This is a genomic window from Roseobacter fucihabitans (genome assembly GCF_014337925.2).
Classification (GTDB): Bacteria; Pseudomonadota; Alphaproteobacteria; order Rhodobacterales; family Rhodobacteraceae; genus Roseobacter; species Roseobacter fucihabitans.
This window is the reverse complement of record NZ_CP143423.1, coordinates 2,251,350-2,271,748: the sequence shown is the minus strand read 5'-3', so window position 1 is coordinate 2,271,748 and position 20,399 is coordinate 2,251,350. Positions and strand designations below refer to the sequence as shown.

19 protein-coding genes and 2 pseudogenes are annotated in these 20,399 nt (G+C 56.3%); 6 read left to right on the top strand and 15 right to left on the bottom strand.

Annotated features, from left to right (window positions below; all coding sequences use genetic code 11):
• Positions 1-78: 78 nt before the first annotated feature.
• The gene (locus ROLI_RS11100) at positions 79-876 is read right to left on the bottom strand and encodes a helix-turn-helix transcriptional regulator (protein WP_187431596.1); all 798 of its coding nucleotides are present in this window, start codon (positions 874-876) and stop codon (positions 79-81) included.
• 266 nt (positions 877-1,142) lie between these two features.
• Between ROLI_RS11100 and ROLI_RS11095 the strand changes: the two genes are divergently transcribed.
• Complete coding sequence (locus ROLI_RS11095; protein ID WP_187431595.1) at positions 1,143-1,490, top strand: hypothetical protein; 348 nt, start codon at positions 1,143-1,145, stop codon at positions 1,488-1,490.
• A gap of 3 nt (positions 1,491-1,493) precedes the next feature.
• On the opposite strand, the gene ilvN is transcribed toward ROLI_RS11095, so the two are convergent.
• From ilvN to ROLI_RS11055, 9 genes and pseudogenes are all read right to left on the bottom strand, one after another.
• Positions 1,494-2,054, bottom strand: a complete 561-nt coding sequence (gene ilvN / locus ROLI_RS11090) for an acetolactate synthase small subunit (protein ID WP_187431594.1) — start codon at positions 2,052-2,054, stop codon at positions 1,494-1,496.
• Positions 2,055-2,065: 11 nt separating this feature from the next.
• Positions 2,066-2,458 carry a hypothetical protein gene (locus ROLI_RS11085; RefSeq protein WP_187431593.1) on the bottom strand — a complete coding sequence of 131 codons (393 nt, stop codon included), beginning with the start codon at positions 2,456-2,458 and terminating at the stop codon, positions 2,066-2,068.
• 1 nt (position 2,459) lies between these two features.
• Positions 2,460-4,211 carry an acetolactate synthase 3 large subunit gene (locus tag ROLI_RS11080; RefSeq protein ID WP_187431592.1) on the bottom strand — a complete coding sequence of 584 codons (1,752 nt, stop codon included), beginning with the start codon at positions 4,209-4,211 and terminating at the stop codon, positions 2,460-2,462.
• Positions 4,212-4,547: 336 nt separating this feature from the next.
• Positions 4,548-4,691 carry a methyl-accepting chemotaxis protein gene (locus ROLI_RS11075; protein WP_187431591.1) on the bottom strand — a complete coding sequence of 48 codons (144 nt, stop codon included), beginning with the start codon at positions 4,689-4,691 and terminating at the stop codon, positions 4,548-4,550.
• Entirely contained in the window at positions 4,682-5,182 is a 501-nt protein-coding gene (locus tag ROLI_RS11070) for a hypothetical protein (protein WP_222869656.1), read from the bottom strand. The genes ROLI_RS11075 and ROLI_RS11070 overlap by 10 nt, the downstream gene beginning before the upstream one ends.
• Before the next feature lie 120 nt (positions 5,183-5,302).
• Positions 5,303-6,228: pseudogene (locus ROLI_RS11065) on the bottom strand (IS3 family transposase); the annotation flags it as partial.
• 170 nt (positions 6,229-6,398) lie between these two features.
• Complete coding sequence (locus ROLI_RS23965; RefSeq protein WP_187431548.1) at positions 6,399-6,611, bottom strand: transposase; 213 nt, start codon at positions 6,609-6,611, stop codon at positions 6,399-6,401.
• A gap of 206 nt (positions 6,612-6,817) precedes the next feature.
• Entirely contained in the window at positions 6,818-7,462 is a 645-nt protein-coding gene (locus ROLI_RS11060) for a response regulator transcription factor (RefSeq protein ID WP_187432312.1), read from the bottom strand.
• Positions 7,459-8,886, bottom strand: coding sequence for a cache domain-containing protein (locus tag ROLI_RS11055; RefSeq protein ID WP_187432311.1), 1,428 nt, complete (start codon positions 8,884-8,886; stop codon positions 7,459-7,461). Before ROLI_RS11055 ends, ROLI_RS11060 begins: the two co-directional genes overlap by 4 nt.
• A 251-nt stretch (positions 8,887-9,137) precedes the next feature.
• Here ROLI_RS11055 and ROLI_RS11050 point away from each other — a divergent pair, with 251 nt between their 5' ends.
• From ROLI_RS11050 to ROLI_RS11040, 3 genes are all read left to right on the top strand, one after another.
• Positions 9,138-10,226 (top strand): TRAP transporter substrate-binding protein, encoded by a 1,089-nt coding sequence (locus ROLI_RS11050; protein WP_187432310.1) that lies wholly within the window; start codon positions 9,138-9,140, stop codon positions 10,224-10,226.
• A 126-nt stretch (positions 10,227-10,352) separates the two neighbouring features.
• Positions 10,353-11,285, top strand: coding sequence for a TRAP transporter small permease subunit (locus ROLI_RS11045; RefSeq protein ID WP_187432309.1), 933 nt, complete (start codon positions 10,353-10,355; stop codon positions 11,283-11,285).
• 41 nt (positions 11,286-11,326) lie between these two features.
• Positions 11,327-13,681 carry a TRAP transporter large permease subunit gene (locus tag ROLI_RS11040; RefSeq protein WP_187432308.1) on the top strand — a complete coding sequence of 785 codons (2,355 nt, stop codon included), beginning with the start codon at positions 11,327-11,329 and terminating at the stop codon, positions 13,679-13,681.
• Between the two features lie 338 nt (positions 13,682-14,019).
• Here ROLI_RS11040 and ROLI_RS11035 read toward each other — a convergent pair.
• A pseudogene (locus ROLI_RS11035) lies at positions 14,020-15,072 on the bottom strand (IS3 family transposase); the annotation flags it as partial.
• Positions 15,073-15,445: 373 nt separating this feature from the next.
• On the opposite strand from ROLI_RS11035, the gene ROLI_RS11030 reads away from it, so the two are divergent.
• Positions 15,446-15,607, top strand: coding sequence for a hypothetical protein (locus ROLI_RS11030; protein WP_187431425.1), 162 nt, complete (start codon positions 15,446-15,448; stop codon positions 15,605-15,607).
• A 14-nt stretch (positions 15,608-15,621) separates the two neighbouring features.
• Here the strand turns inward: ROLI_RS11030 and ROLI_RS11025 are convergent, their stop codons facing one another.
• Both ROLI_RS11025 and ROLI_RS11020 read right to left on the bottom strand, forming a co-directional pair.
• Positions 15,622-16,815, bottom strand: coding sequence for an IS91 family transposase (locus ROLI_RS11025; protein WP_187431424.1), 1,194 nt, complete (start codon positions 16,813-16,815; stop codon positions 15,622-15,624).
• Positions 16,816-16,825: 10 nt separating this feature from the next.
• Entirely contained in the window at positions 16,826-17,713 is an 888-nt protein-coding gene (locus ROLI_RS11020) for a site-specific integrase (protein ID WP_187431423.1), read from the bottom strand.
• A 283-nt stretch (positions 17,714-17,996) separates the two neighbouring features.
• On the opposite strand from ROLI_RS11020, the gene ROLI_RS11015 reads away from it, so the two are divergent.
• Positions 17,997-18,158 (top strand): hypothetical protein, encoded by a 162-nt coding sequence (locus tag ROLI_RS11015; protein WP_187431425.1) that lies wholly within the window; start codon positions 17,997-17,999, stop codon positions 18,156-18,158.
• A gap of 14 nt (positions 18,159-18,172) precedes the next feature.
• Here ROLI_RS11015 and ROLI_RS11010 read toward each other — a convergent pair whose 3' ends face one another.
• Both ROLI_RS11010 and ROLI_RS11005 read right to left on the bottom strand, forming a co-directional pair.
• On the bottom strand, positions 18,173-19,366 hold the full coding sequence (locus ROLI_RS11010; protein WP_187431424.1) for an IS91 family transposase: 1,194 nt from the start codon (positions 19,364-19,366) through the stop codon (positions 18,173-18,175).
• A gap of 10 nt (positions 19,367-19,376) precedes the next feature.
• Positions 19,377-20,264: a site-specific integrase gene (locus ROLI_RS11005; RefSeq protein WP_187431423.1), complete on the bottom strand. Its 888-nt coding sequence runs from the start codon at positions 20,262-20,264 to the stop codon at positions 19,377-19,379.
• Positions 20,265-20,399: the final 135 nt, after the last annotated feature.

The window sequence follows — 20,399 nt, the reverse complement described above, 5'->3', positions numbered from 1 at the left end:
TAGGCCGGTCGCGGCTCCTTGCAGTTCTCAAAACGACGGGAGTTTTCTCAAGGCGACATCGCTGTCCTGCGGGACAGGTCAGCGAAAAGGTTCATGCGGTTGCAGCAATGTCTGGTGAAAAGGCATCAGATCATCCAAAGCGCAAAACCCAGCTTGGCGTGCAGGCCCCAAAGCGTTTTTCGGATTTGTGCCAAGCAATTCAAATACCAAACGCGCCATGCGATTGGTAGAGGCATTCTCTCTCACGGGGCGCGCACAGAACCCGGCCCAGAAGTTGTTTTGAAAAGAGGTCACGCGGCTCAGATAATTGAACGAAATGGACATACCATTGCGGCGGCTGACGGTGGCGACGACCCCGTCCTCGATGGCCGTGATAAAACCGCGATATTCGCGCGATTTCGGTGCCGCGGGAATGCCTTGCATGGCCATTGCGTTTTTCGGCTCAAATCCACGCAGGAAGGTGTGCTCGCCTTGTCGTTTGATCTGTATGATGCCGCGCACGTATAGATCGTCTTTCATGAAACTGCGCCGCGTGAACTGGTAAAACCCGCTTGGCAGGCTGTCTTCCGGGATCGTTTGCGTCATCGGTCCGGTAAACTCGCGCAGGTATTCATTTGAGGCCGGACTAAAGTCGCGCGCAACTTGATCAATCGGTTCGAGCAGGATACGCGCATCGACAGAAAAGAAATCACAGATCCGCGCCAAGACGTCCGGGCGTGGAAAGCTCTCGCCGTTCAGATACCGATTGAATTGAGTTCTGTTGATCCCCAGATCCCTGGAGAGCGCCGAAATCGACGGGTATTTGGCGCATAGACGATGCAGATTCGCACCAAACATATTGCGCAGCTCCGCTGGGGTACGGGCGTTCAAAGGCATGATCGTTCCTTTGTCTGGTCGCAACAGCACCATACTACGTCGTATGGCGCGTTTTAGCCAATAGATTTGATTTCATCGGGTCAAACTGACGCCAAGTAGAGTCACTGATAGATCGTATTTGTGTCAGGCTTACGGCAGAATGCCACAAATTCCAAGCGCTCGGTCCCGTTTTTGTCACGTGTTCGTTAGTTAACTTGTTGGTACTCATGTTGGGAGGGTCGACTTAATCCAAATAGAAAAAGCAGAGCAGAAGATTGGAAGAAGTGATGATAGGGGTTGTTTTGTGGAGTGACGTGTCGGATCGCAAAGCGGTCATCTGGTGCGAGGATCAGGGCGATCTGGCTTTTCTGACCTCCAAGGATGACATCTTTGCCGCAGATGCATTCTTTGATGCCGGCGATGTTGTGCAGTTCGAGATGGAGATTCATCAAACCATGCGCCGCGCGCGCAATCCCCGCCTGGTTGTCGAGCGCGCGGGCGCGGGTCTGCCTGAAGCGCTGCGCGAGCAGGCACACTACGTGGATGCACCGACCCGGACCGCTCAGATTATTCCCTTTAGGGCACGTGTCGATGATAAAGCGCGTGACGACATTCAGATCGCGTCGAAAGCCTGAGCGTTATTCACCACGCGACAGCGCAGCGACGCCGGTACGGGCGACATCTGTCAGCCCAAGCGGGCGCATAAGATCCGCGAAAGCGTCGATTTTGTCAGGCGCGCCGGTAATCTCGAACACGAAACTTTCCAGAGTGCTATCCACGACACTGGCGCGGAAAATATCCGCCAGGCGCAGGGCTTCAACACGTTTATCGCCCGTGCCGACCACCTTGAACATCGCCAATTCACGTTCAACCGACGCGCCCTCAACGGTCAGATCATGCACGGCATGCACGGTCACGATACGGCCCAACTGCGCTTTGATCTGCTCAATCACTTGCGGCGTGCCGGATGTGACGATGGTAATCCGGCTCAGATGACCGGTGTGATCGACCTCCGCCACCGTCAGGCTGTCGATGTTATACCCGCGCCCGGCAAAGAGCCCGATGACCCGCGCCAGCACGCCCGGTTCGTTTTCAACAAGAACGGCAAGCGTATGGCGTTCGATCACATCCGAAAACGTTGGTCTTAGGTTATAGGCGGAATGGCTGGTCGCGCCTTTTTTGATTTTTAGGGGGGACATATGACTTCCTTTTATAAACGCCTTATCACAGCGCCACCGAGTTTCTTTCCTTCGGCTTTGCCACCGTGGCTGTGGAAAGTACGCAAAACATCGAAGGTGTCTTCGTTATTCTGGCGGACCATAACGCTGTCAATTTTTGCACGGTTGAATGACTTTGATACCTCGACGAGTGCAGAACTCCAGCCGTCAAATGCACCTAAATCTCTATATAGATTGCCGGATTGCCGGATGAGAATACAGTGCACAGGTCCTGACGATAGTGCAATCATACCTGGCAGTTGGTTGGTATAAACAACTGAGAAGTCTTCTGCATTTTGCAGTCTCGCGTTCTGGTAACCCCACGCAGCCAAAGCTATGATAGCGAATAGAGCTAAGGCGATGATTGATTCTACACCTTGTTCCATGTCACACCAACACACTCCCCTTGCTGTCGATCACGCCCTGCGTATCCGCTTCACCCAGCAGCATTTCATTATGCGCCTTGCCCGATGGGATCATCGGGAAGCAGTTCTCATGCTTGGCCACCAGACAGTCAAAGATCACCGGCCCGTCATGCGTGATCATCTCCATGATCGCATCATCCAGCGTATCGGGATCCGAACACAGGATACCCTTGGCCCCAAAGGCTTCGGCCAGTTTCACGAAATCGGGCAGGGCTTCGGACCAGCTTTGCGAATAGCGCTCACCGTGCAGCAATTCCTGCCACTGACGTACCATGCCGAGGCGTTCGTTGTTCAGGATGAATTGCTTGACGGGCAGGTTATATTGCACGGCCGTGCCCATTTCCTGCATATTCATCAGCCAGCTTGCCTCACCCGCCACGTTGATCACGAGAGCGTCAGGGTGTGCCATCTGCACGCCGATTGAGGCAGGAAACCCATACCCCATGGTGCCCAAGCCCCCCGATGTCATCCAACGATTTGGGCCCTCGAACCCAAGGTACTGCGCCGCCCACATTTGATGCTGGCCGACTTCGGTACAGATGTAACGGTCATGCTTCTTGGTCAATTCTTCAAGACGCGCCAGAGCATATTGTGGTTTGATGATCTTGCCGGTCTGGGTGAATTTCAGGCAATCAATGGCCTTCCATTCCTCGATCTGGCGCCACCATTTGGCCAATCCTTCGGAGTTGGTCTTGCGCCCGCGTGACTTCCACACCTTAAGGATATCCTCAAGCACACGCCCGACATCACCGACTATCGGAATATCGGCCTTGATCACCTTGTTGATTGAGGAGGGATCAATATCGATGTGGGCTTTGGTCGATTTCGGACTGAAGGCGTCAATACGTCCGGTGATGCGGTCGTCAAACCGCGCGCCGATATTGATCATCAGATCGCAATCATGCATCGCCATATTGGCCTGATAAAGCCCGTGCATCCCGAGCATGCCCAACCAGTTTTCACCCGAAGCCGGATAGGAGCCAAGCCCCATGAGCGTCGAAGTGATCGGAAAGCCGGTGGCCTTGACCAATTCGCGCAACAGCTGGCTGGCCGCAGAGCCGGAATTGATGACGCCGCCGCCAGTGTAAAAGATCGGCCGCTTTGCCTTTTCCATGGCGGCGACCAATTCGACGATCTCCTCCATATCCCCTTTGACCTTGGGCTGGTAATGAGACACCGATGGCTTTGGGCCGACATAGGTGCCGGTGGCAAATTGCACGTCCTTGGGAATGTCCACGAGCACCGGTCCGGGGCGGCCTTGGGTGGCGACATGGAACGCCTCATGCAGCACACCGGGCAGGGCGTCGGTTTCCTTGATCAGCCAGTTGTGTTTGGTGCAGGGGCGCGTGATGCCGACGGTATCGGCTTCCTGAAACGCGTCCGAGCCGATCATGAAGGTCGGCACCTGTCCGGTCAAAACAACAATCGGGATCGAATCCATCAGCGCATCGGTCAAGCCGGTCACCGCATTTGTGGCACCGGGGCCGGATGTTACCAAGACAACGCCGGGCTTGCCGGTCGCGCGCGCATAGCCCTCAGCCGCATGCACAGCACCCTGTTCATGGCGCACCAGAATGTGGCGAATGGCATTTTGCTGAAAGATTTCGTCGTAAATCGGTAGCACGGCCCCTCCGGGATACCCAAAGACGGTATCCACGCCTTGATCAATCAAGGCTTGGACAATCATTTTTGCTCCGGACATTTGCCGTTTCATATCGTTCTTCTCCGTGTCGGGCCGCGTGGGGCCAGTGCCAGCGTTTGCGCAAAAAAAAGCCCCCGTTCTGGCGGGGGCGCATGGGTCAGACTATGGTCTACCGTTACCGGCCCATGCGCGTGTTTCCTAGAATGACGACAACTGGTGTCATTACCAAAAGGCTCCCTTGTGCTCGCGAGACATTATGTGTCTGGCAAGGTGGCGTCAAGCAGCAAGAAAGAGAAATAAATGTCGCAGGGGTGATTTTTTTTGTCATTAACTTGCGTCACAGGGGTGTGTAGTAAAATATATGGAAAATATCTCCGCGATTCACTTGGTTTTCTACTATCTTGACGCTTAGATGTTTTGAATGTCCTCGCGGGCCGAGGAGGTCAGTTGTTGTACTTCTTCGGCCAGTGTTTTGAATTCCTGCGCGATAATCGCAAGTCCTTTGCCGGCCTCGCCCGCGCGGGAGGCCTCCATGGAGGCGTTTATCGACATCGAGCGGACGTATTTCCTGATCCGATCAAGGCGGTTAACCCTTCGCCCGGACGGGTCGCGGATTTCATCGCAATCTCTAGCTGCATGCTGCGACCGGTTTCGATCTGAACCCAGATGTGATCCGTCAGGGTCGTGACCGCTGCAAAAAACGCGCCCTGGCCAAACGCAATATAGGTTTGCAGCAGTCTTTGGGCCGAATCATCTTCGCTCTGGACGGCCTCAATCAAGATGTCGGTCTGTTCTGCCATCCTGGTGATCACCCGAATATGGGTGTCCTGCGTCTTGCCGATTTGCGCCAGCCAGGCGCTCAGTTCCTCGGGTAGATTGGTCAGAGTGTCCTTGCCATTTAGCACGTCCAGTGTGCTGCGCAGAGTCTTGGCTTGCTGTTGCAGCACCTGAGCAAGCTTTTCACGCGCCTCTTGTGTCGGATTGCTCAACAGCAAACAGCAGTTCAACGCAATACGCCCGACCAAAAGCCCGAAGAGTCGCAACCTGATCAATCCCCACGCGGTAAGGCAATTTGTCGATGGCCGATGCATCAGGCATCGTTAAGAGTTGGTCTTACTTTTCCGACCAGTTTGCAGCCTTGTTAAGATGGATCAGGGTTTCATTTAGGCTGCCAATCTCATTGGTTCTGTTTTGCTGACATAGGCCTCATTGGGGGTCAATATGCCGCGGGTCGAATGTGGGCGCTCAGAGTTGTAATAGGTCAGCCATTTGCTGATCCCCGCCCGCATTTCTGAACCCGCCTCAAAGGCGTTCAGGTAGACGCATTCGTATTTCAGTGATCGCCAAAGCCTTTCAATCATGCGATTGTCCCGCCAGGCAGCTTTGCCATCTATTACCGTCAGTGCATTGCGTAGCAATGTCACGAGAGGCATGCTGATCTTGATCTTTGCATCCGTGAGCACGTCGATCCAAGCACCACTGGTAAATTGGCTGCCTTGGTCCGTATTAAATATCTCTGGCCTGCCGTGCTTTGCCAGTGCCTCTTTCAAGGCTTCAACGCAGAAGTCCGCGTCCATGCTGTTGGACAACCGCCAAGCAAGGGCTTTGCGACTGTACCAATCCATGATTGCCACCAGATACAGAAAGCCACGCCGCATCGGGATGTAGGTAATGTCAGCACACCATACCTGGTTCGGGCGGTCGATCACGGCTTTCCTAAGCAAATACGGCCAGATCTTATGCTGGGGATGTTTCTTGCTCGTGTTGGGTTCCTGATAGATCGGGACCAAACGCATGAGCCGCATGAGAGGGCGCACGCAATGGCGACCGCATTTGTGGTTGTTGCGTTGCATGCACCGCGCCATTTGACGTGACCCCTACCATGGCGTTTCGAGGAATTGCTTATCCCCTCTCGGGATCATGCTTCGCATAACCCTGCCGGGCAGTGAATGATTTCCATGAACCGTAGGTTCTCAGCGCTCTCCCCCTTCGGTTCATAGTACAAGTGGGATCGGGTCAGCGTCAGCAGCTTGCATTGACGGCGTACACTCAGCTTGTGCTCCTTACTCACCATTTTTGCCTCGCGTCCCGAGCAACTGATGCGAGGCATCCACTGCCCGACAGGCGCATGCGCAGCATGCTGCCGGGAGGGGGCCAAAAAATCCCGCTCCACCACCAGCTGGCCGATCTTCCCCTCTCAGTGATTGCAGGCAATCACCTGCCGGTTGACAGAATGCAACTTGTCGACGTCCGCAATGCTCACCTGTTCTGGGGCTGCACCTGCTCAGCGACGGACCCTCGGCGCGTAAAGGCCGTCGCCAGGTTCTCTATCGCCGCGCATTTCCATGTCCCAATCTGCGTCGGGTGAATGCCATATTTCTTGGACAGCTCCGCCAACGTCATCTCCTCGCGAATTGCTTCAAGCGCAACCTTAGCTTTGAAATCGGGCGAATAATTCTTTCGTTTCGTCATTTGGGATCACTTCTTTCACAAATTAATCCACCTTAACGACTGGTCCGAAATCTTGCGACAACCTCTTTATGGGGCTTTGTGTGTTCATGGCGGCAATCTTAAGAAACCGCGTTTAAAAAAATATTGAACGTCGCATCCCAGCCGCGTTTTTTCGCGGGCTTTTGCGCAAAGAAAACGTCTTACTTATGTACCCCTGAAACCGGATTTCAGAACCGCGCGCCAGTGCCCTGCAAAACCCCGTGTTCCAGCGCATATCGCGTCAGACCGGCGGTGCTGGAAATCCCCAGTTTGCGCTTAATATTTTTGCGATGAGTTTCGACCGTGCGGACCGAAATTTCCAGAGCAAGGGCGACATCCTTGTTGGATTTTCCTTGCGCCAATTGCAACAGGATCGTCTGTTCACGCCCCGTCAGAGCCTCGCGCGCGGAGGCGTCTTTAGGTTCAAGCGAGCCACGCGCGCCAGTGCATAAATAACGCTCCCCCGACATGACGACATCAATGGCCTGTTTGATTTCATCGGTCGGCACGTCCTTGAGCACATAGCCCATCGCACCGTGGTTGAGGGCTGAGGCAATATACTCGGGACTGTCGTGCATAGAGAGCACCAGGATCCGTGTGCCGGGGCGTTGTTCGAGCACGATTTCGGTGGCTGTCAACCCGCCCATGTCCGGCATGTTGAGGTCCATGAGAATCACATCCGGGTCCAGCGTGCTGAGCCGGTCAATCGCCTCGCGCGCGGCATTGCAGGTGCCGACGACCGAAATATCGTCATAGCTTTCAAGGATGGATTGGATGCCTTCGGCAACCATGGGGTGATCATCGACGATCAGGACTTTGATGGGGGTTTTCATGAGACGGCTTTCGCTCTTGCGCGGCGTTCAGGTTCCGGCGGCAGCAGGTGGGACAGGGGAACGGTGACCTCTATGGCGGTGCCTTTTCCGCGGTCTGGGGTGGTGAGGTTGAATTCACCGTCCAGTTGTTCAACGCGTTCCTGCATGTTGCGTAATCCAAGGCCGCCCGTGGGGTTCGCGCTGGCACCTGTGATCCCGCACCCGTTGTCACGGATCCGCAGGGTTGCACCTTTTTTATGCCCGCGCAGGTCAATGAACACGTGCGTGGCCTGTGCGTGCCGTTCAATGTTGGTCAAGGCTTCCTGCGCAATGCGGTAGAGCGCGATCTTGGCCTCACCGTCCAGCCGGTTTCGAAACACGACCGTGTCGAATTCAGCAATTATGCCGGTGCGCGCGCTGAAATCCTCCGTCAGCGCCTTGAGGGCCGGGCCAAGCCCGAGATCATCAAGCACACCGGGGCGCAGATCGCGGCTGATCCGGCGGACTTCTGAGATTGCCACGCCCAGGGTTTCAATACCCTTGCCAAGCGGTTCGGGCGCGGTCGGGTCGCCCCGATCCAGCTTGCGCCGTGCCGTGTCCAGCGCATACCGCACCCCCACCAGCAATTGGCTGATGCCGTCATGCAGCTCGCGCGCGACCCGTCCGCGTTCTTCTTCTTGCGCATCCAGAACCCGCTGGGTCAGCTTCTTGAGTTTGGCGTCGGCAAGGCGGCGTTCGCGAATGTTCAGACCCATGCCGGTCAGGAACACAACCATCAGCGCGGCCAATGTGATCATGCCGATATAAAAAAACGTCTGCTGTACGCGGGCCTCGACATCCGCGCGCGCCGTTGCGACCGTGGCCAGCACATCGTCGATAAACACGCCGGTGCCCACAGCCCACTGCCAACTGGGAAAGCTGGTGACATAGGTGATCATGCGCGCCTCTTCACCGGTGGAGGGTTTGGGCCATAGATAGCTGTGATAGCCCGCACCCGAGCGCGCAATGCGAATGATTTCATCCACCACCGGCGTGCCTTCGCTGTCCCTCAGACCGGTCCAGTTCTTGTTGATCATCTCGGTTTGGCGCGGGCTGACCAGGTTGGTGCCATCGTAATCATAGACAAAAAACGAGCCATCCGTGCCATAGATCATCGCCGAAAAGATCTGGGCCACCTTATCACGCGCGCCCTGATCATCGGGGGCGGCGCTGCCATAGATGAAATAGAACCCGTTGCGCGCCTGTGTGACGTAATTGGCCAGTTCCGCCTTTTTGGCCTCCAGCAATTGCGTCTCGAGCGCCTTGATCTCGCGTTCCGCCAGCGCGCGCGACTGAAACGCGACCAGCACGGCAATGGCCGCCACAGCCGCAATCAGCGGCACGGTCGCCACCAGGGACAGTTTTTGTGCGTAGCTGGGTCGCAACCATGCGGCAATGGGTTTCATGAGCCCTCGCTTAAGATGGAATCACATCGAATCAAAGCGTGTTTGCGCGTTACCGGGGTGGGTCTGGCACCAAAACAGCCCCTCAAGAACCGCAAACCGGCCAAAAAACAGGGCCAAAATCGACTAAATCCGCGTTCTCTACGCAGTAGTAGGTATTTCAATTGGAAATCGCTTCGCTAGTGTGGCGACACTCAAAGCGACCTGCGCGTGGTGAATACGACGTGGGCGTTATACCTGGGAGGAGTATCTAAATGGATCGTCGTTCATTTCTAAAGACATCTGCACTGGGCGGTTCCGCCGCAGCCGCCACAACATTGGCCGCACCCGCCTACGCACAGGGCAACCGCACCTTGACAATGGTCACGTCCTGGCCGCGTGGTTTTGCCGTGCTGGATGATGCGGCAACGTATTTCAACGATATGGTCGATGCGATGTCCGACGGGACCTTGACCATCGACAAAAAGGCCCCCGGCGAGCTTGTGGGCGCCTTTGAGGTTTTTGACGCGGTTTCATCCGGTCAGGCCGATTTGTATCACTCGGCGGATTACTATTTCATCGGCCAGCATCCGGGCTATGCCTATTTCACCGCGGTGCCTTTTGGCGCGACGGCGCAGGAATTGACCAACTGGTATCACCACGGTGGCGGGCATGATCTGCACACCGAATTGGGCGAAATCTTCAACCTGAAATCTTTCCTGGCCGGGAATTCCGGGTCTCAATCGGGTGGCTGGTTCCGCAATGAAATCAACTCTGCTGAGGATTTCAACGGTCTGAAATTCCGCATGCCGGGTCTGGGCGGCAAGGTGCTGGGCGAACTTGGCGCATCGGTACAAAACATCCCCGGTGGCGAACTCTATCAGGCGCTGTCTTCGGGCGCGCTGGATGGTCTGGAGTGGGTCGGTCCCTTTGCGGATGAGCGCGCGGGTTTCCAGGAAGTCGCCAAGGTCTATTACACGGCGGGTTTCCACGAGCCGGGTTCCGGCCTGACTGCGGCCTGCAACCTTGACGTCTGGAACGAATTGTCCCCGGCGCATCAGGCGATCATCTCCAACGCTGCCATGGCGACCACCCACACACAGCTGGCTGAAACGCTTGCCAATAACGGTGCGGCGCTGAAACGTCTTCAGGCGCAGGGCGTCAAGACGCTGCAATTCCCGGATGATGTCTGGGATGCTTTCGGCGCGGCTTCCAAGAAGGTCATGGATGAAAACATGGATGATGAGCTGTTTGCCAAGATCCGCACCTCCTTTGAGGAATCGCTGGCGCAGAGCTCGGATTGGTTGCTGAAATCGGATGGCTTCTATGTCGAGCAACGCAACCGCGTGCTTGCAAACGGCTGATCCGGCGTTACAAATTAACGAAGGGCCGTCACATTGGGGCGGCCCCTCGCAAAAATAGATCACCGGCAATCGGGATCACACGACACCTGGAGTGCCAAAGCGCGCAGACCAGTTGAGGGGGAGATTATGGAAAACGACGTTGAGGCCAGTGGCGGATCGCTCTCGGTCATCTTTGACGGGATATTGTGGTTTTTTGCCAATATCGGCATGTCCGTTTACAATTTCTTCTATGCCATATCGCATCCCTCTTTGTGGCTTGATTGGAGCGACAAGCAGGCGATCATGCGGTTCGTCTATTATGGCGGGTCAAAGGAGTTTTTCTTTGTTGTCCTGACGGCTTTCCTGATCATGTTCGCCATCGGTGTGTGGCGCAATAATATCATGTGGGGCTATGTGCGCGTGCTCGAGGGGTTCGCCAATGTGGTGGGCCGCTTCTTTGCTTGGGCGGGGCTGTTGATGGTGCTGCAACAGATCATCATCGTCTTCATGCAACGGATCTTCACGCGCCCCGATATTTCTTTCGGCTTTGGCATCCCATTGCAATTCGATATCAGCTGGTTTGCCGAAGAACTTAAATTATACAACGCCTTGGTCGTCTGCCTCTGCATGGCCTATACCTTCGTGCAGGGCGGCCATGTGCGGGTTGATCTGGTCTATTCGGCGGTAAGATTCCGCACCAAGAAGGTGATCGACATGTTTGGCGCGCTCTTCTTCATGATGCCGGTGGCGGTGCTGATCTGGATGTATGGCTGGTTCTTCCTGTGGCGCCATTTGATCGTGCCGAACCCATCGGCCTCCGACACGCTGGACCGCTTGCTCAACAAATCGCGCGCCCTGCGCTGGAACGTGGAAACCATCGGCTTCAGCCCCAATGGCTTCAACGGGTACTTCCTCTTCAAGATCCTGCTCTGCGCCTTCACGGCCATGTTGTTCTTGCAGGCGATGGCGATGTTTTACCGCTCCTATCTGGAGTGGAAAGAAGGGCCTGAAAGCGAAGGCAAATATCTCGACAAGGATTCCTTGGGAGAGGGCGAAGAAGCCTATGAGGGCGCACATTAAAAGACGCAGGCTCAACGCCGCGCAGTAAGGGACATAACGACATGTTTTTCGGTTTGGACGGCGTCGAAGTTGGCCTCATTATCGTTTTCATATGCCTGTTTGGCGGCATTTTGTCGGGCTTTCCGGTGGCTTTTGCCATCGCCGGCGCGGGCATCATCTCCTTTGGCATCATCGCCGCGCTCGACTCCGCGGGGTTGCTGATCCATCAGGCGATCGACCAAAGCTCGCAAGCCTACCGCGATCTGGTAAACTCGGGCGTCAAGGCCGATACGATATCTCTGTTCCGATACCCCGAACTCCCGCGCATCGCAGAGGCCGTTTTTCCCAGCGGCTGGGAAGTCGCGCTTGACCGCAACGTCTCCTTTGTTGTGAACCGTATGAATGAACGCGTGCTCGCGGGGCAATCTATCGAAACCCTGCTGGCGGTTTTGATGTTCGTGCTGATGGGCATCACGCTGGAGCGCTCGAAAATCGCCAATGACCTGCTGACAACGATGGCGCGCGTCTTTGGCCCGCTGCCCGGTGGTCTTGCGGTCTCCATCGTGGTTGTGGGCGCGTTCCTTGCGGCCTCGACCGGCATCGTGGGTGCGACGGTTGTCACCATGGGGCTGCTTGCCTTGCCCACCATGCTGCGCAATGGCTACTCGCCTGAACTTTCCACCGGCGTGATTGCCGCCTCCGGCACACTTGGGCAGATCATCCCGCCCTCCATTGTGATCGTCCTGCTGGGTACGTTGGCGGGTGATCTCTACTCCGCCGCACAGGAAAAACGCGCAGTCGTTGCCGGGTGTACGGACGCGCTGACCTTCCTCGGTGAGCCTGCTGTGCTTTCGGTTGGGACATTGTTTCAGGCCGCGTTGCTGCCGGGCATCATGCTGGCGTTGCTCTACGCGCTTTATGCTTTCGGCTTTGCGCTGCTCAATCCGGACAAAGCCCCCGCCGTGCCGATGGGCAGCACCAATGCCGAACCGGTCACCCGCTCGGAAGCCTTCACCTGGTTTCTCGGTGCTCCTATCGCGCTGATTGTGGGCGCGATCTTATTGGGCAACCTTGGGATCATCGGGGATCAGTCGACAAATGTCTCACGCTATTCCGACATCGGGCAGGGCGCATCGCTGCGCACCAATGTGGGTCCGGAATGCCAGGCTTCCATGATCGAATTGCACGGTCAGGCGGCATGGGACGCGGCCCTCACCGAGCAGACCGTGATCAATGAAGCGGGTGGGATTCAACAATCCGAGCGCCTGACCGAAGAGGAATTGGTGCAGGCCCAAGCGGATAAGATCGCCAATGCGGCCCCCATCGGAACAGGTATCGCGATCATACTCGTACTGACCGGTCTGTTCCTCACAACCGCGCGGGGTGTGTCGCCGACCAGTTCAACGCGACCCCTTCTGATTGGCGGGTTGGGGGCGGTGCTGATGATCCTTGTGGACATCGCCCTGATCAGCCCCGCGACATCGGCAGGCGTTCTGGTGGTGCTGATGGCGCTGCCCTTCGCAGCCCTCATGTACGGCGTGGTCTATGCCACCAAAATCTGCGCCACGAATGAGCTGATCCGCGTGGTCTTCCCACCGCTTGTCCTGATTGTGGCGGTGCTTGGCTCCATTCTTGGCGGCATCACCAACCCGACACCGGCCGCAGCCCTCGGCGCAGGCGGGGCGATCATGCTCGCCGCCTACCGCAAGCTCAAGGACCAGGACCGCTCGCCCAAGGCGATCATCTGGTCGACGCTGGCAATCATGGTCTGCATCCTTGTGGGCATCAATTTTGATCTCAGGATCAATCAGGAAGACGTGGGCTTTCAAAGCTGGGTCGCCTTCTTTGTCGCCTATGCAGCCTATCTCTATGCGCTGTTTGGTCTGCTGTTCTCCTGCTGGATCCTCTATACTTCCGGCGTGTTGAGCCCGGTCGTGCGTGAAACCGCCAAGGTCACATCGATGGTCTTTACTATCCTGATCGGCTCGCAGCTTTTGAACCTCGTGGTGATCTCCTTTGGCGGCGAGCATTACATCCAGCAGTTTCTCAAGAGCTTCGATGATGAGTTCAAGGTCTTCCTGATCGTCATGCTGGTGCTCTTCGTGCTGGGTTTCGTGCTCGATTTCCTCGAAATCATCTACATCGTGATCCCGATCGTGGGGCCGGTCATCTATGGCGGCAGCTTCGATCCTAAATGGGTGACGATCATGATCGCGGTGAACCTGCAAACCTCCTTCCTGACGCCGCCCTTTGGCTTTGCGCTCTTCTATTTGCGCGGCGTGGCCCCCAAAGAGGTCACGACAGGCCACATCTACCGCGGCATCATCCCTTTTGTGATGATCCAGGTCGCAGGGCTCGCACTCCTGTGGACCTTCCCCGGTATCGTGACGATCATCCCGGATCTGATTCCGAATTGATCGCGTTACCTGAGGGCGAGACGGACACGTCCTCAGGATTACAGAACGAACCGGAACGTTGGCGGTGAGCCCTCCTCACTGCATTTCTGCATTGCGGCTAATGTTTAGCTATCACGGTGGAGGCAAAAACGTTCAACAACCACTTGGGTTTTGAACAGGGTTTGTGGAAGCATTAAACGAGGACTTTTGTAGGCGTGCCAAAAAGGAGGGTTCTTGGTATGGTCCTGAAGATCGGCAATTGGGATTTGGCGGGCATTGTTGTGTGAACAAAAACAGCTTAGATCCTGATCGGATGACCGAAAAAGATTCGAGCAAAGTGAACAACGAAGAACAGCAAACTGGCGCAGGACCTTCTGATAATCATGAGAACAATATTGGCTGCCGCGATCCGTGTGGTGCCCTCTCGGCAGATTACCTTGTAATCGCCTGTCGGGTAATAAATGCAGTCTTTCGGCGGTAACCGGAATGCAATCGCCATCTTCAGCGCCCTAATTGCCAGATCGCGCTTCATGCGATTACTGACGGCCCAACCAACGACGCGCCTTGAATGCAGGTCGAGGATGACAGCCAGGTACAACCAACCCTCTCGGGTCCAAACGTAGCTGATGTCACCAGCCCACTTCTGATTTGGCGCATCTGCGGTGAAGTCCCGATCCAGCAGGTTCGGCGCTATGTTGAACTTATGGTCGCTGTCCCCCTCTCAGCAGATTGCTGTGCAATCGCCTGCCGGGCAATGGTTGTGACCTTGTGTTTACGGGTCCTGACCACGGTTATTCCGTTCTGACGCATCAGACGACCAACACGACGATGGCCAACATTCAGACCGATCTCCTTCAGCTCTTCAGTCATGCGCGGTCGACCATAGCTGCCCGGGCTGAGACGGGACCGCTCCTTCCCTCTCATGTATTTTCAATACACTGCCGGGCAATGGATGTGCGCAAGCGTGACCAAGTCAGACCGCCGTCTTCGGCTGGCAGGACGGTTGCGGAATGCGCGTAGCCCGCTTGTGCTGACGCCCACAACATTGCACAACCGGTTGGCTGGGAAGCTGCACCTGTGTTCTTCCCCTCTCGTGCATTTTCAATGCACTGCCGGGCAGTGGATAAACCTAAATCTCATTGCTTTAGGCCCGCGAAGAACTGGGTGGCCCTTTTTAAGATCTCCCTCTTCTCCTTCAGGAGTCGGTTCTCCCGTCGAAGTCGATCATTCTCTTGAGCGAGGCTCAAATCCTCTTTCGACACCACGTCTGTATCTCGGTGCGCGGTGATCCATTTGTTCAGCGTCGACATCCCGACACCCAGATCGTCAGCCACCTGCTTGCGCGTCAGCCCACTGGTCAATGCGATACGCATTGCATCTTGGCGGAATTCGTCCGTCCGTTTCAGTCCCATAGCCCGTCTCCTTTGGTGCAGTAAATGCTATCAAAGGAGCGGCATCAAACCGCGACAGGTCCAGTCCAGTAGATACGATCAGCGCGCCATTGGTTGTCTGGTCCTGTCATCGAATAGATTAATAGCCATTCATTGTTGTAGCGCTGACCCTCCCGAAAACGAACGTTTTTTGAATATTTTGCCAAGCCGGACATTGACGCAAGTGCAGCTAAGGTCGGCTTTGTTTAAGGTTTTTCGATGCGGGCCTGTGCGCGACTTTTCGGCTTAGTGTGAGTGTGGCCCGCGTTGGGAAACATGACTAGGAGGAAGCCGTGGGGTCTGGGCGCGCGCTATGGGGGAAGCGCCAATCAGGTTCAGCCGAGGATGCTGCGAGATGGAATTGCTTGGCATCATTTCTCATGGATTGGTGCCCTTGAGCGTCTTTTTCGGAGTGGCTTGGCACCAGTTTGGGCGCATTGGACGCCATCAATTTTCCTTCACCCAAGCCGATACCAGCCCAAAACGCGATGCAGTTCGGGGAATGGTCTTTGATTGATGACGTGCGCCCCGTCATGCTGCGGCCTTTCTGGGTGGTGCGCGGGATTGTGGTCTTTGGCCCCGCCGGAAGGTCTCGATGATGCGCATTTTCCCGCCGCAGCCGGGGCATGGGTCTCGCAGTGTGAGCGGGATGACCTCGGCGACTGGTGGGTCATCCTGTTTGGCGGTTTGTGCGCCAAGTAAGGTCCGAGCTTTTGCGATGTTAGCCTTACGGGTCGAACTGGCGAGCAGGCCATAATGGCGGATGCGGTGGAACCGGTCCGGTAGCACATGGATCAGAAAGCGGCGGATGAACTCTGATGTGGAAAGGTGCATGACGGATCGCCCGTCACCAGATTTGAAGCGATAATCTTTCCATCGGAACGCAACGGTGTTGGCATCGGCACTGATCAAACGGCTGTTTGAGATGGCGATGCGGTGCGTGTAGCGGCTGAGATAGGCGAGCACGGCTTCGGGCCCGCCGAATGGCGGTTTGGCATAGACCACCCATTTGGTTTTGCGCAGTGGGGCGAGATATGCGGCGAAGGCCTGTGGGTCCGACAGCCCGTTCAGATCGCCGAAGAAGGACAGTTCACCTGCGCGGTGCAGGGCAAGCAGCCCTTCGATAAACAGCCGCCGGAACAGTCGTGACAACACCCGCACATGTAGAAAGAACCCCGGCTTGCAAGCGATCCATCTCTTGCCATCTGACGACAGACCGCCGCCTGGGACAATCATGTGGACATGGGGATGGTGCGTAAGTGCCGACCCCCACGTATGAAGGACGCTGGTCATGCCAACCCGCGCGCCGAGCCGTTTGGGATCGGCTGCAATTGTCATCACCGTTTGCGCAGACGCTTTGAACAGTAGGCCATAGACGGCCTTCTTGTTCCAGTAGGCGATACGAGCGATCTGCGCAGGCAACGTGAAGACGACATGGAAATATTCCACGGGCAGCAGATCCTCGGCGCGCGCTTCCATCCAGTCGCGCGCGGCCGGACTCTGGCACTTGGGACAGTGCCGGTTCTTGCAGCTATTGTACGCAATGTGCATGTGGTTGCATTTGGTACAGGCCGCCACATGCCCGCCGAGCGCCTCAGTTCGGCAGGCTTCGATTGAGGACATCACTTTGAGCTGGGACAGGTTGACATGGCCCTTATTGACCTGCCGCCACGCAGGACCAAACTTTCGGAAAATATCCGCAATCTCCAGTTCTGGCCGGGGCACCCGGCCTCGGTTATTCCCGTCTGCGCTTGCGGGTCTGTACGTTCAGCCTTTTGAGAGCTTCAAACGGGCTGGGCGTATCCCGGATTGTTTTAGTCGCAACATGGGTATAACGCGCTGTCGTGCTCAGCTTGGCGTGACCCAGTAAGACCTGAATCACCCGCACATCCGTTCCAGCCTCCATAAGATGGGTGGCAAAGCTGTGCCGCAAGGTATGCAGCGTGGCTGGCTTTGAAATACCAACCAGATGTTTGGCCGAGTTGAACGCCCGACCCAATTGCCTCGACGTGACCGGATTGATCTTCGGCTTGCCCGGAAAGAGCCATCCCTCGGGGCGCGCTTCGCACCAATAGTCACGCAACAAGTCCAAGAGATCGGGTGACAGCATGACCTTGCGGTCCTTGCGCCCCTTGCCTTCATCGACATGGATTAACATCCGGTCACTATCGATATCGCTGACCTTGAGATTGCAAACCTCAGATGCCCGCAGACCCGCACCATAGGAAATACTTAGCGCCGCCCGATACTTCAGACCCGGGCCGGGTGCCGCAGCAAGAAGCTCCGAAACATCTTCGATACTCAGCACTGTTGGCAGCCTGCGTGGCTGCGTGCGGAACTGCATGTACTTCTTCATGTCTTCACGGTTGCAGGTTGTACCGAACAGGAACCGCAGCGCCATGATCCGCGCGTTGAATGTGGGCGGTGTCACTTCCGTATCGGTCATATGCAACTGATACGCCCGAAGATCATCTGGCGTGGCGGTATCGGGCGAGCGCCCAAGAAAACCAGAAAAGTGTTTGATCGCCCGAATGTGCGCCTTCTGAGCCTTGTCGCCCATCCCGTGGATGCGCATGTCTTCCATCATCCGCTCCCGAAGCGGGGTCATCTTCTCATGTGTCATGGGGAACTCCTGTCCGTTGATTGAGAAGCCTCAATCGTCAGACAGGTTCGTTAAATCTCAAAATCCACACGGCTAAAGTCAGCGCACAACACCCGCAACAATCGCCATTGCCGCGGCAGCGGCTTCGTCCTTGTTTAAGGTTTTTCGATGCGGGCCTGTGCGCGACTTTTCGGCTTAGTGTGAGTGTGGCCCGCGTTGGGAAACATGACTAGGAGGAAGCCGTGGGGTCTGGGCGCGCGCTATGGGGGAAGCGCCAATCAGGTTCAGCCGAGGATGCTGCGAGATGGAATTGCTTGGCATCATTTCTCATGGATTGGTGCCCTTGAGCGTCTTTTTCGGAGTGGCTTGGCACCAGTTTGGGCGCATTGGACGCCATCAATTTTCCTTCACCCAAGCCGATACCAGCCCAAAACGCGATGCAGTTCGGGGAATGGTCTTTGATTGATGACGTGCGCCCCGTCATGCTGCGGCCTTTCTGGGTGGTGCGCGGGATTGTGGTCTTTGGCCCCGCCGGAAGGTCTCGATGATGCGCATTTTCCCGCCGCAGCCGGGGCATGGGTCTCGCAGTGTGAGCGGGATGACCTCGGCGACTGGTGGGTCATCCTGTTTGGCGGTTTGTGCGCCAAGTAAGGTCCGAGCTTTTGCGATGTTAGCCTTACGGGTCGAACTGGCGAGCAGGCCATAATGGCGGATGCGGTGGAACCGGTCCGGTAGCACATGGATCAGAAAGCGGCGGATGAACTCTGATGTGGAAAGGTGCATGACGGATCGCCCGTCACCAGATTTGAAGCGATAATCTTTCCATCGGAACGCAACGGTGTTGGCATCGGCACTGATCAAACGGCTGTTTGAGATGGCGATGCGGTGCGTGTAGCGGCTGAGATAGGCGAGCACGGCTTCGGGCCCGCCGAATGGCGGTTTGGCATAGACCACCCATTTGGTTTTGCGCAGTGGGGCGAGATATGCGGCGAAGGCCTGTGGGTCCGACAGCCCGTTCAGATCGCCGAAGAAGGACAGTTCACCTGCGCGGTGCAGGGCAAGCAGCCCTTCGATAAACAGCCGCCGGAACAGTCGTGACAACACCCGCACATGTAGAAAGAACCCCGGCTTGCAAGCGATCCATCTCTTGCCATCTGACGACAGACCGCCGCCTGGGACAATCATGTGGACATGGGGATGGTGCGTAAGTGCCGACCCCCACGTATGAAGGACGCTGGTCATGCCAACCCGCGCGCCGAGCCGTTTGGGATCGGCTGCAATTGTCATCACCGTTTGCGCAGACGCTTTGAACAGTAGGCCATAGACGGCCTTCTTGTTCCAGTAGGCGATACGAGCGATCTGCGCAGGCAACGTGAAGACGACATGGAAATATTCCACGGGCAGCAGATCCTCGGCGCGCGCTTCCATCCAGTCGCGCGCGGCCGGACTCTGGCACTTGGGACAGTGCCGGTTCTTGCAGCTATTGTACGCAATGTGCATGTGGTTGCATTTGGTACAGGCCGCCACATGCCCGCCGAGCGCCTCAGTTCGGCAGGCTTCGATTGAGGACATCACTTTGAGCTGGGACAGGTTGACATGGCCCTTATTGACCTGCCGCCACGCAGGACCAAACTTTCGGAAAATATCCGCAATCTCCAGTTCTGGCCGGGGCACCCGGCCTCGGTTATTCCCGTCTGCGCTTGCGGGTCTGTACGTTCAGCCTTTTGAGAGCTTCAAACGGGCTGGGCGTATCCCGGATTGTTTTAGTCGCAACATGGGTATAACGCGCTGTCGTGCTCAGCTTGGCGTGACCCAGTAAGACCTGAATCACCCGCACATCCGTTCCAGCCTCCATAAGATGGGTGGCAAAGCTGTGCCGCAAGGTATGCAGCGTGGCTGGCTTTGAAATACCAACCAGATGTTTGGCCGAGTTGAACGCCCGACCCAATTGCCTCGACGTGACCGGATTGATCTTCGGCTTGCCCGGAAAGAGCCATCCCTCGGGGCGCGCTTCGCACCAATAGTCACGCAACAAGTCCAAGAGATCGGGTGACAGCATGACCTTGCGGTCCTTGCGCCCCTTGCCTTCATCGACATGGATTAACATCCGGTCACTATCGATATCGCTGACCTTGAGATTGCAAACCTCAGATGCCCGCAGACCCGCACCATAGGAAATACTTAGCGCCGCCCGATACTTCAGACCCGGGCCGGGTGCCGCAGCAAGAAGCTCCGAAACATCTTCGATACTCAGCACTGTTGGCAGCCTGCGTGGCTGCGTGCGGAACTGCATGTACTTCTTCATGTCTTCACGGTTGCAGGTTGTACCGAACAGGAACCGCAGCGCCATGATCCGCGCGTTGAATGTGGGCGGTGTCACTTCCGTATCGGTCATATGCAACTGATACGCCCGAAGATCATCTGGCGTGGCGGTATCGGGCGAGCGCCCAAGAAAACCAGAAAAGTGTTTGATCGCCCGAATGTGCGCCTTCTGAGCCTTGTCGCCCATCCCGTGGATGCGCATGTCTTCCATCATCCGCTCCCGAAGCGGGGTCATCTTCTCATGTGTCATGGGGAACTCCTGTCCGTTGATTGAGAAGCCTCAATCGTCAGACAGGTTCGTTAAATCTCAAAATCCACACGGCTAAAGTCAGCGCACAACACCCGCAACAATCGCCATTGCCGCGGCAGCGGCTTCGTCCTTTGT

What these genes read in the sequence shown, in the direction of transcription:
- ROLI_RS23965 (WP_187431548.1), bottom strand. Translation starts at nt 6,611, where the DNA reads ATGACGAAACGAAAGAATTATTCGCCCGATTTCAAAGCTAAGGTTGCG.
- ROLI_RS11085 (WP_187431593.1), bottom strand. Translation starts at nt 2,458, where the DNA reads ATGGAACAAGGTGTAGAATCAATCATCGCCTTAGCTCTATTCGCTATC.
- ROLI_RS11015 (WP_187431425.1), top strand. Translation starts at nt 17,997, where the DNA reads ATGGAATTGCTTGGCATCATTTCTCATGGATTGGTGCCCTTGAGCGTC.
- ROLI_RS11080 (WP_187431592.1), bottom strand. Translation starts at nt 4,211, where the DNA reads ATGAAACGGCAAATGTCCGGAGCAAAAATGATTGTCCAAGCCTTGATT.
- ROLI_RS11055 (WP_187432311.1), bottom strand. Translation starts at nt 8,886, where the DNA reads ATGAAACCCATTGCCGCATGGTTGCGACCCAGCTACGCACAAAAACTG.
- ROLI_RS11020 (WP_187431423.1), bottom strand. Translation starts at nt 17,713, where the DNA reads ATGACACATGAGAAGATGACCCCGCTTCGGGAGCGGATGATGGAAGAC.
- ROLI_RS11095 (WP_187431595.1), top strand. Translation starts at nt 1,143, where the DNA reads ATGATAGGGGTTGTTTTGTGGAGTGACGTGTCGGATCGCAAAGCGGTC.
- ROLI_RS11040 (WP_187432308.1), top strand. Translation starts at nt 11,327, where the DNA reads ATGTTTTTCGGTTTGGACGGCGTCGAAGTTGGCCTCATTATCGTTTTC.
- ROLI_RS11005 (WP_187431423.1), bottom strand. Translation starts at nt 20,264, where the DNA reads ATGACACATGAGAAGATGACCCCGCTTCGGGAGCGGATGATGGAAGAC.
- ROLI_RS11100 (WP_187431596.1), bottom strand. Translation starts at nt 876, where the DNA reads ATGCCTTTGAACGCCCGTACCCCAGCGGAGCTGCGCAATATGTTTGGT.
- ROLI_RS11050 (WP_187432310.1), top strand. Translation starts at nt 9,138, where the DNA reads ATGGATCGTCGTTCATTTCTAAAGACATCTGCACTGGGCGGTTCCGCC.
- ilvN (WP_187431594.1), bottom strand. Translation starts at nt 2,054, where the DNA reads ATGTCCCCCCTAAAAATCAAAAAAGGCGCGACCAGCCATTCCGCCTAT.
- ROLI_RS11060 (WP_187432312.1), bottom strand. Translation starts at nt 7,462, where the DNA reads ATGAAAACCCCCATCAAAGTCCTGATCGTCGATGATCACCCCATGGTT.
- ROLI_RS11075 (WP_187431591.1), bottom strand. Translation starts at nt 4,691, where the DNA reads ATGTCGATAAACGCCTCCATGGAGGCCTCCCGCGCGGGCGAGGCCGGC.
- ROLI_RS11045 (WP_187432309.1), top strand. Translation starts at nt 10,353, where the DNA reads ATGGAAAACGACGTTGAGGCCAGTGGCGGATCGCTCTCGGTCATCTTT.
- ROLI_RS11030 (WP_187431425.1), top strand. Translation starts at nt 15,446, where the DNA reads ATGGAATTGCTTGGCATCATTTCTCATGGATTGGTGCCCTTGAGCGTC.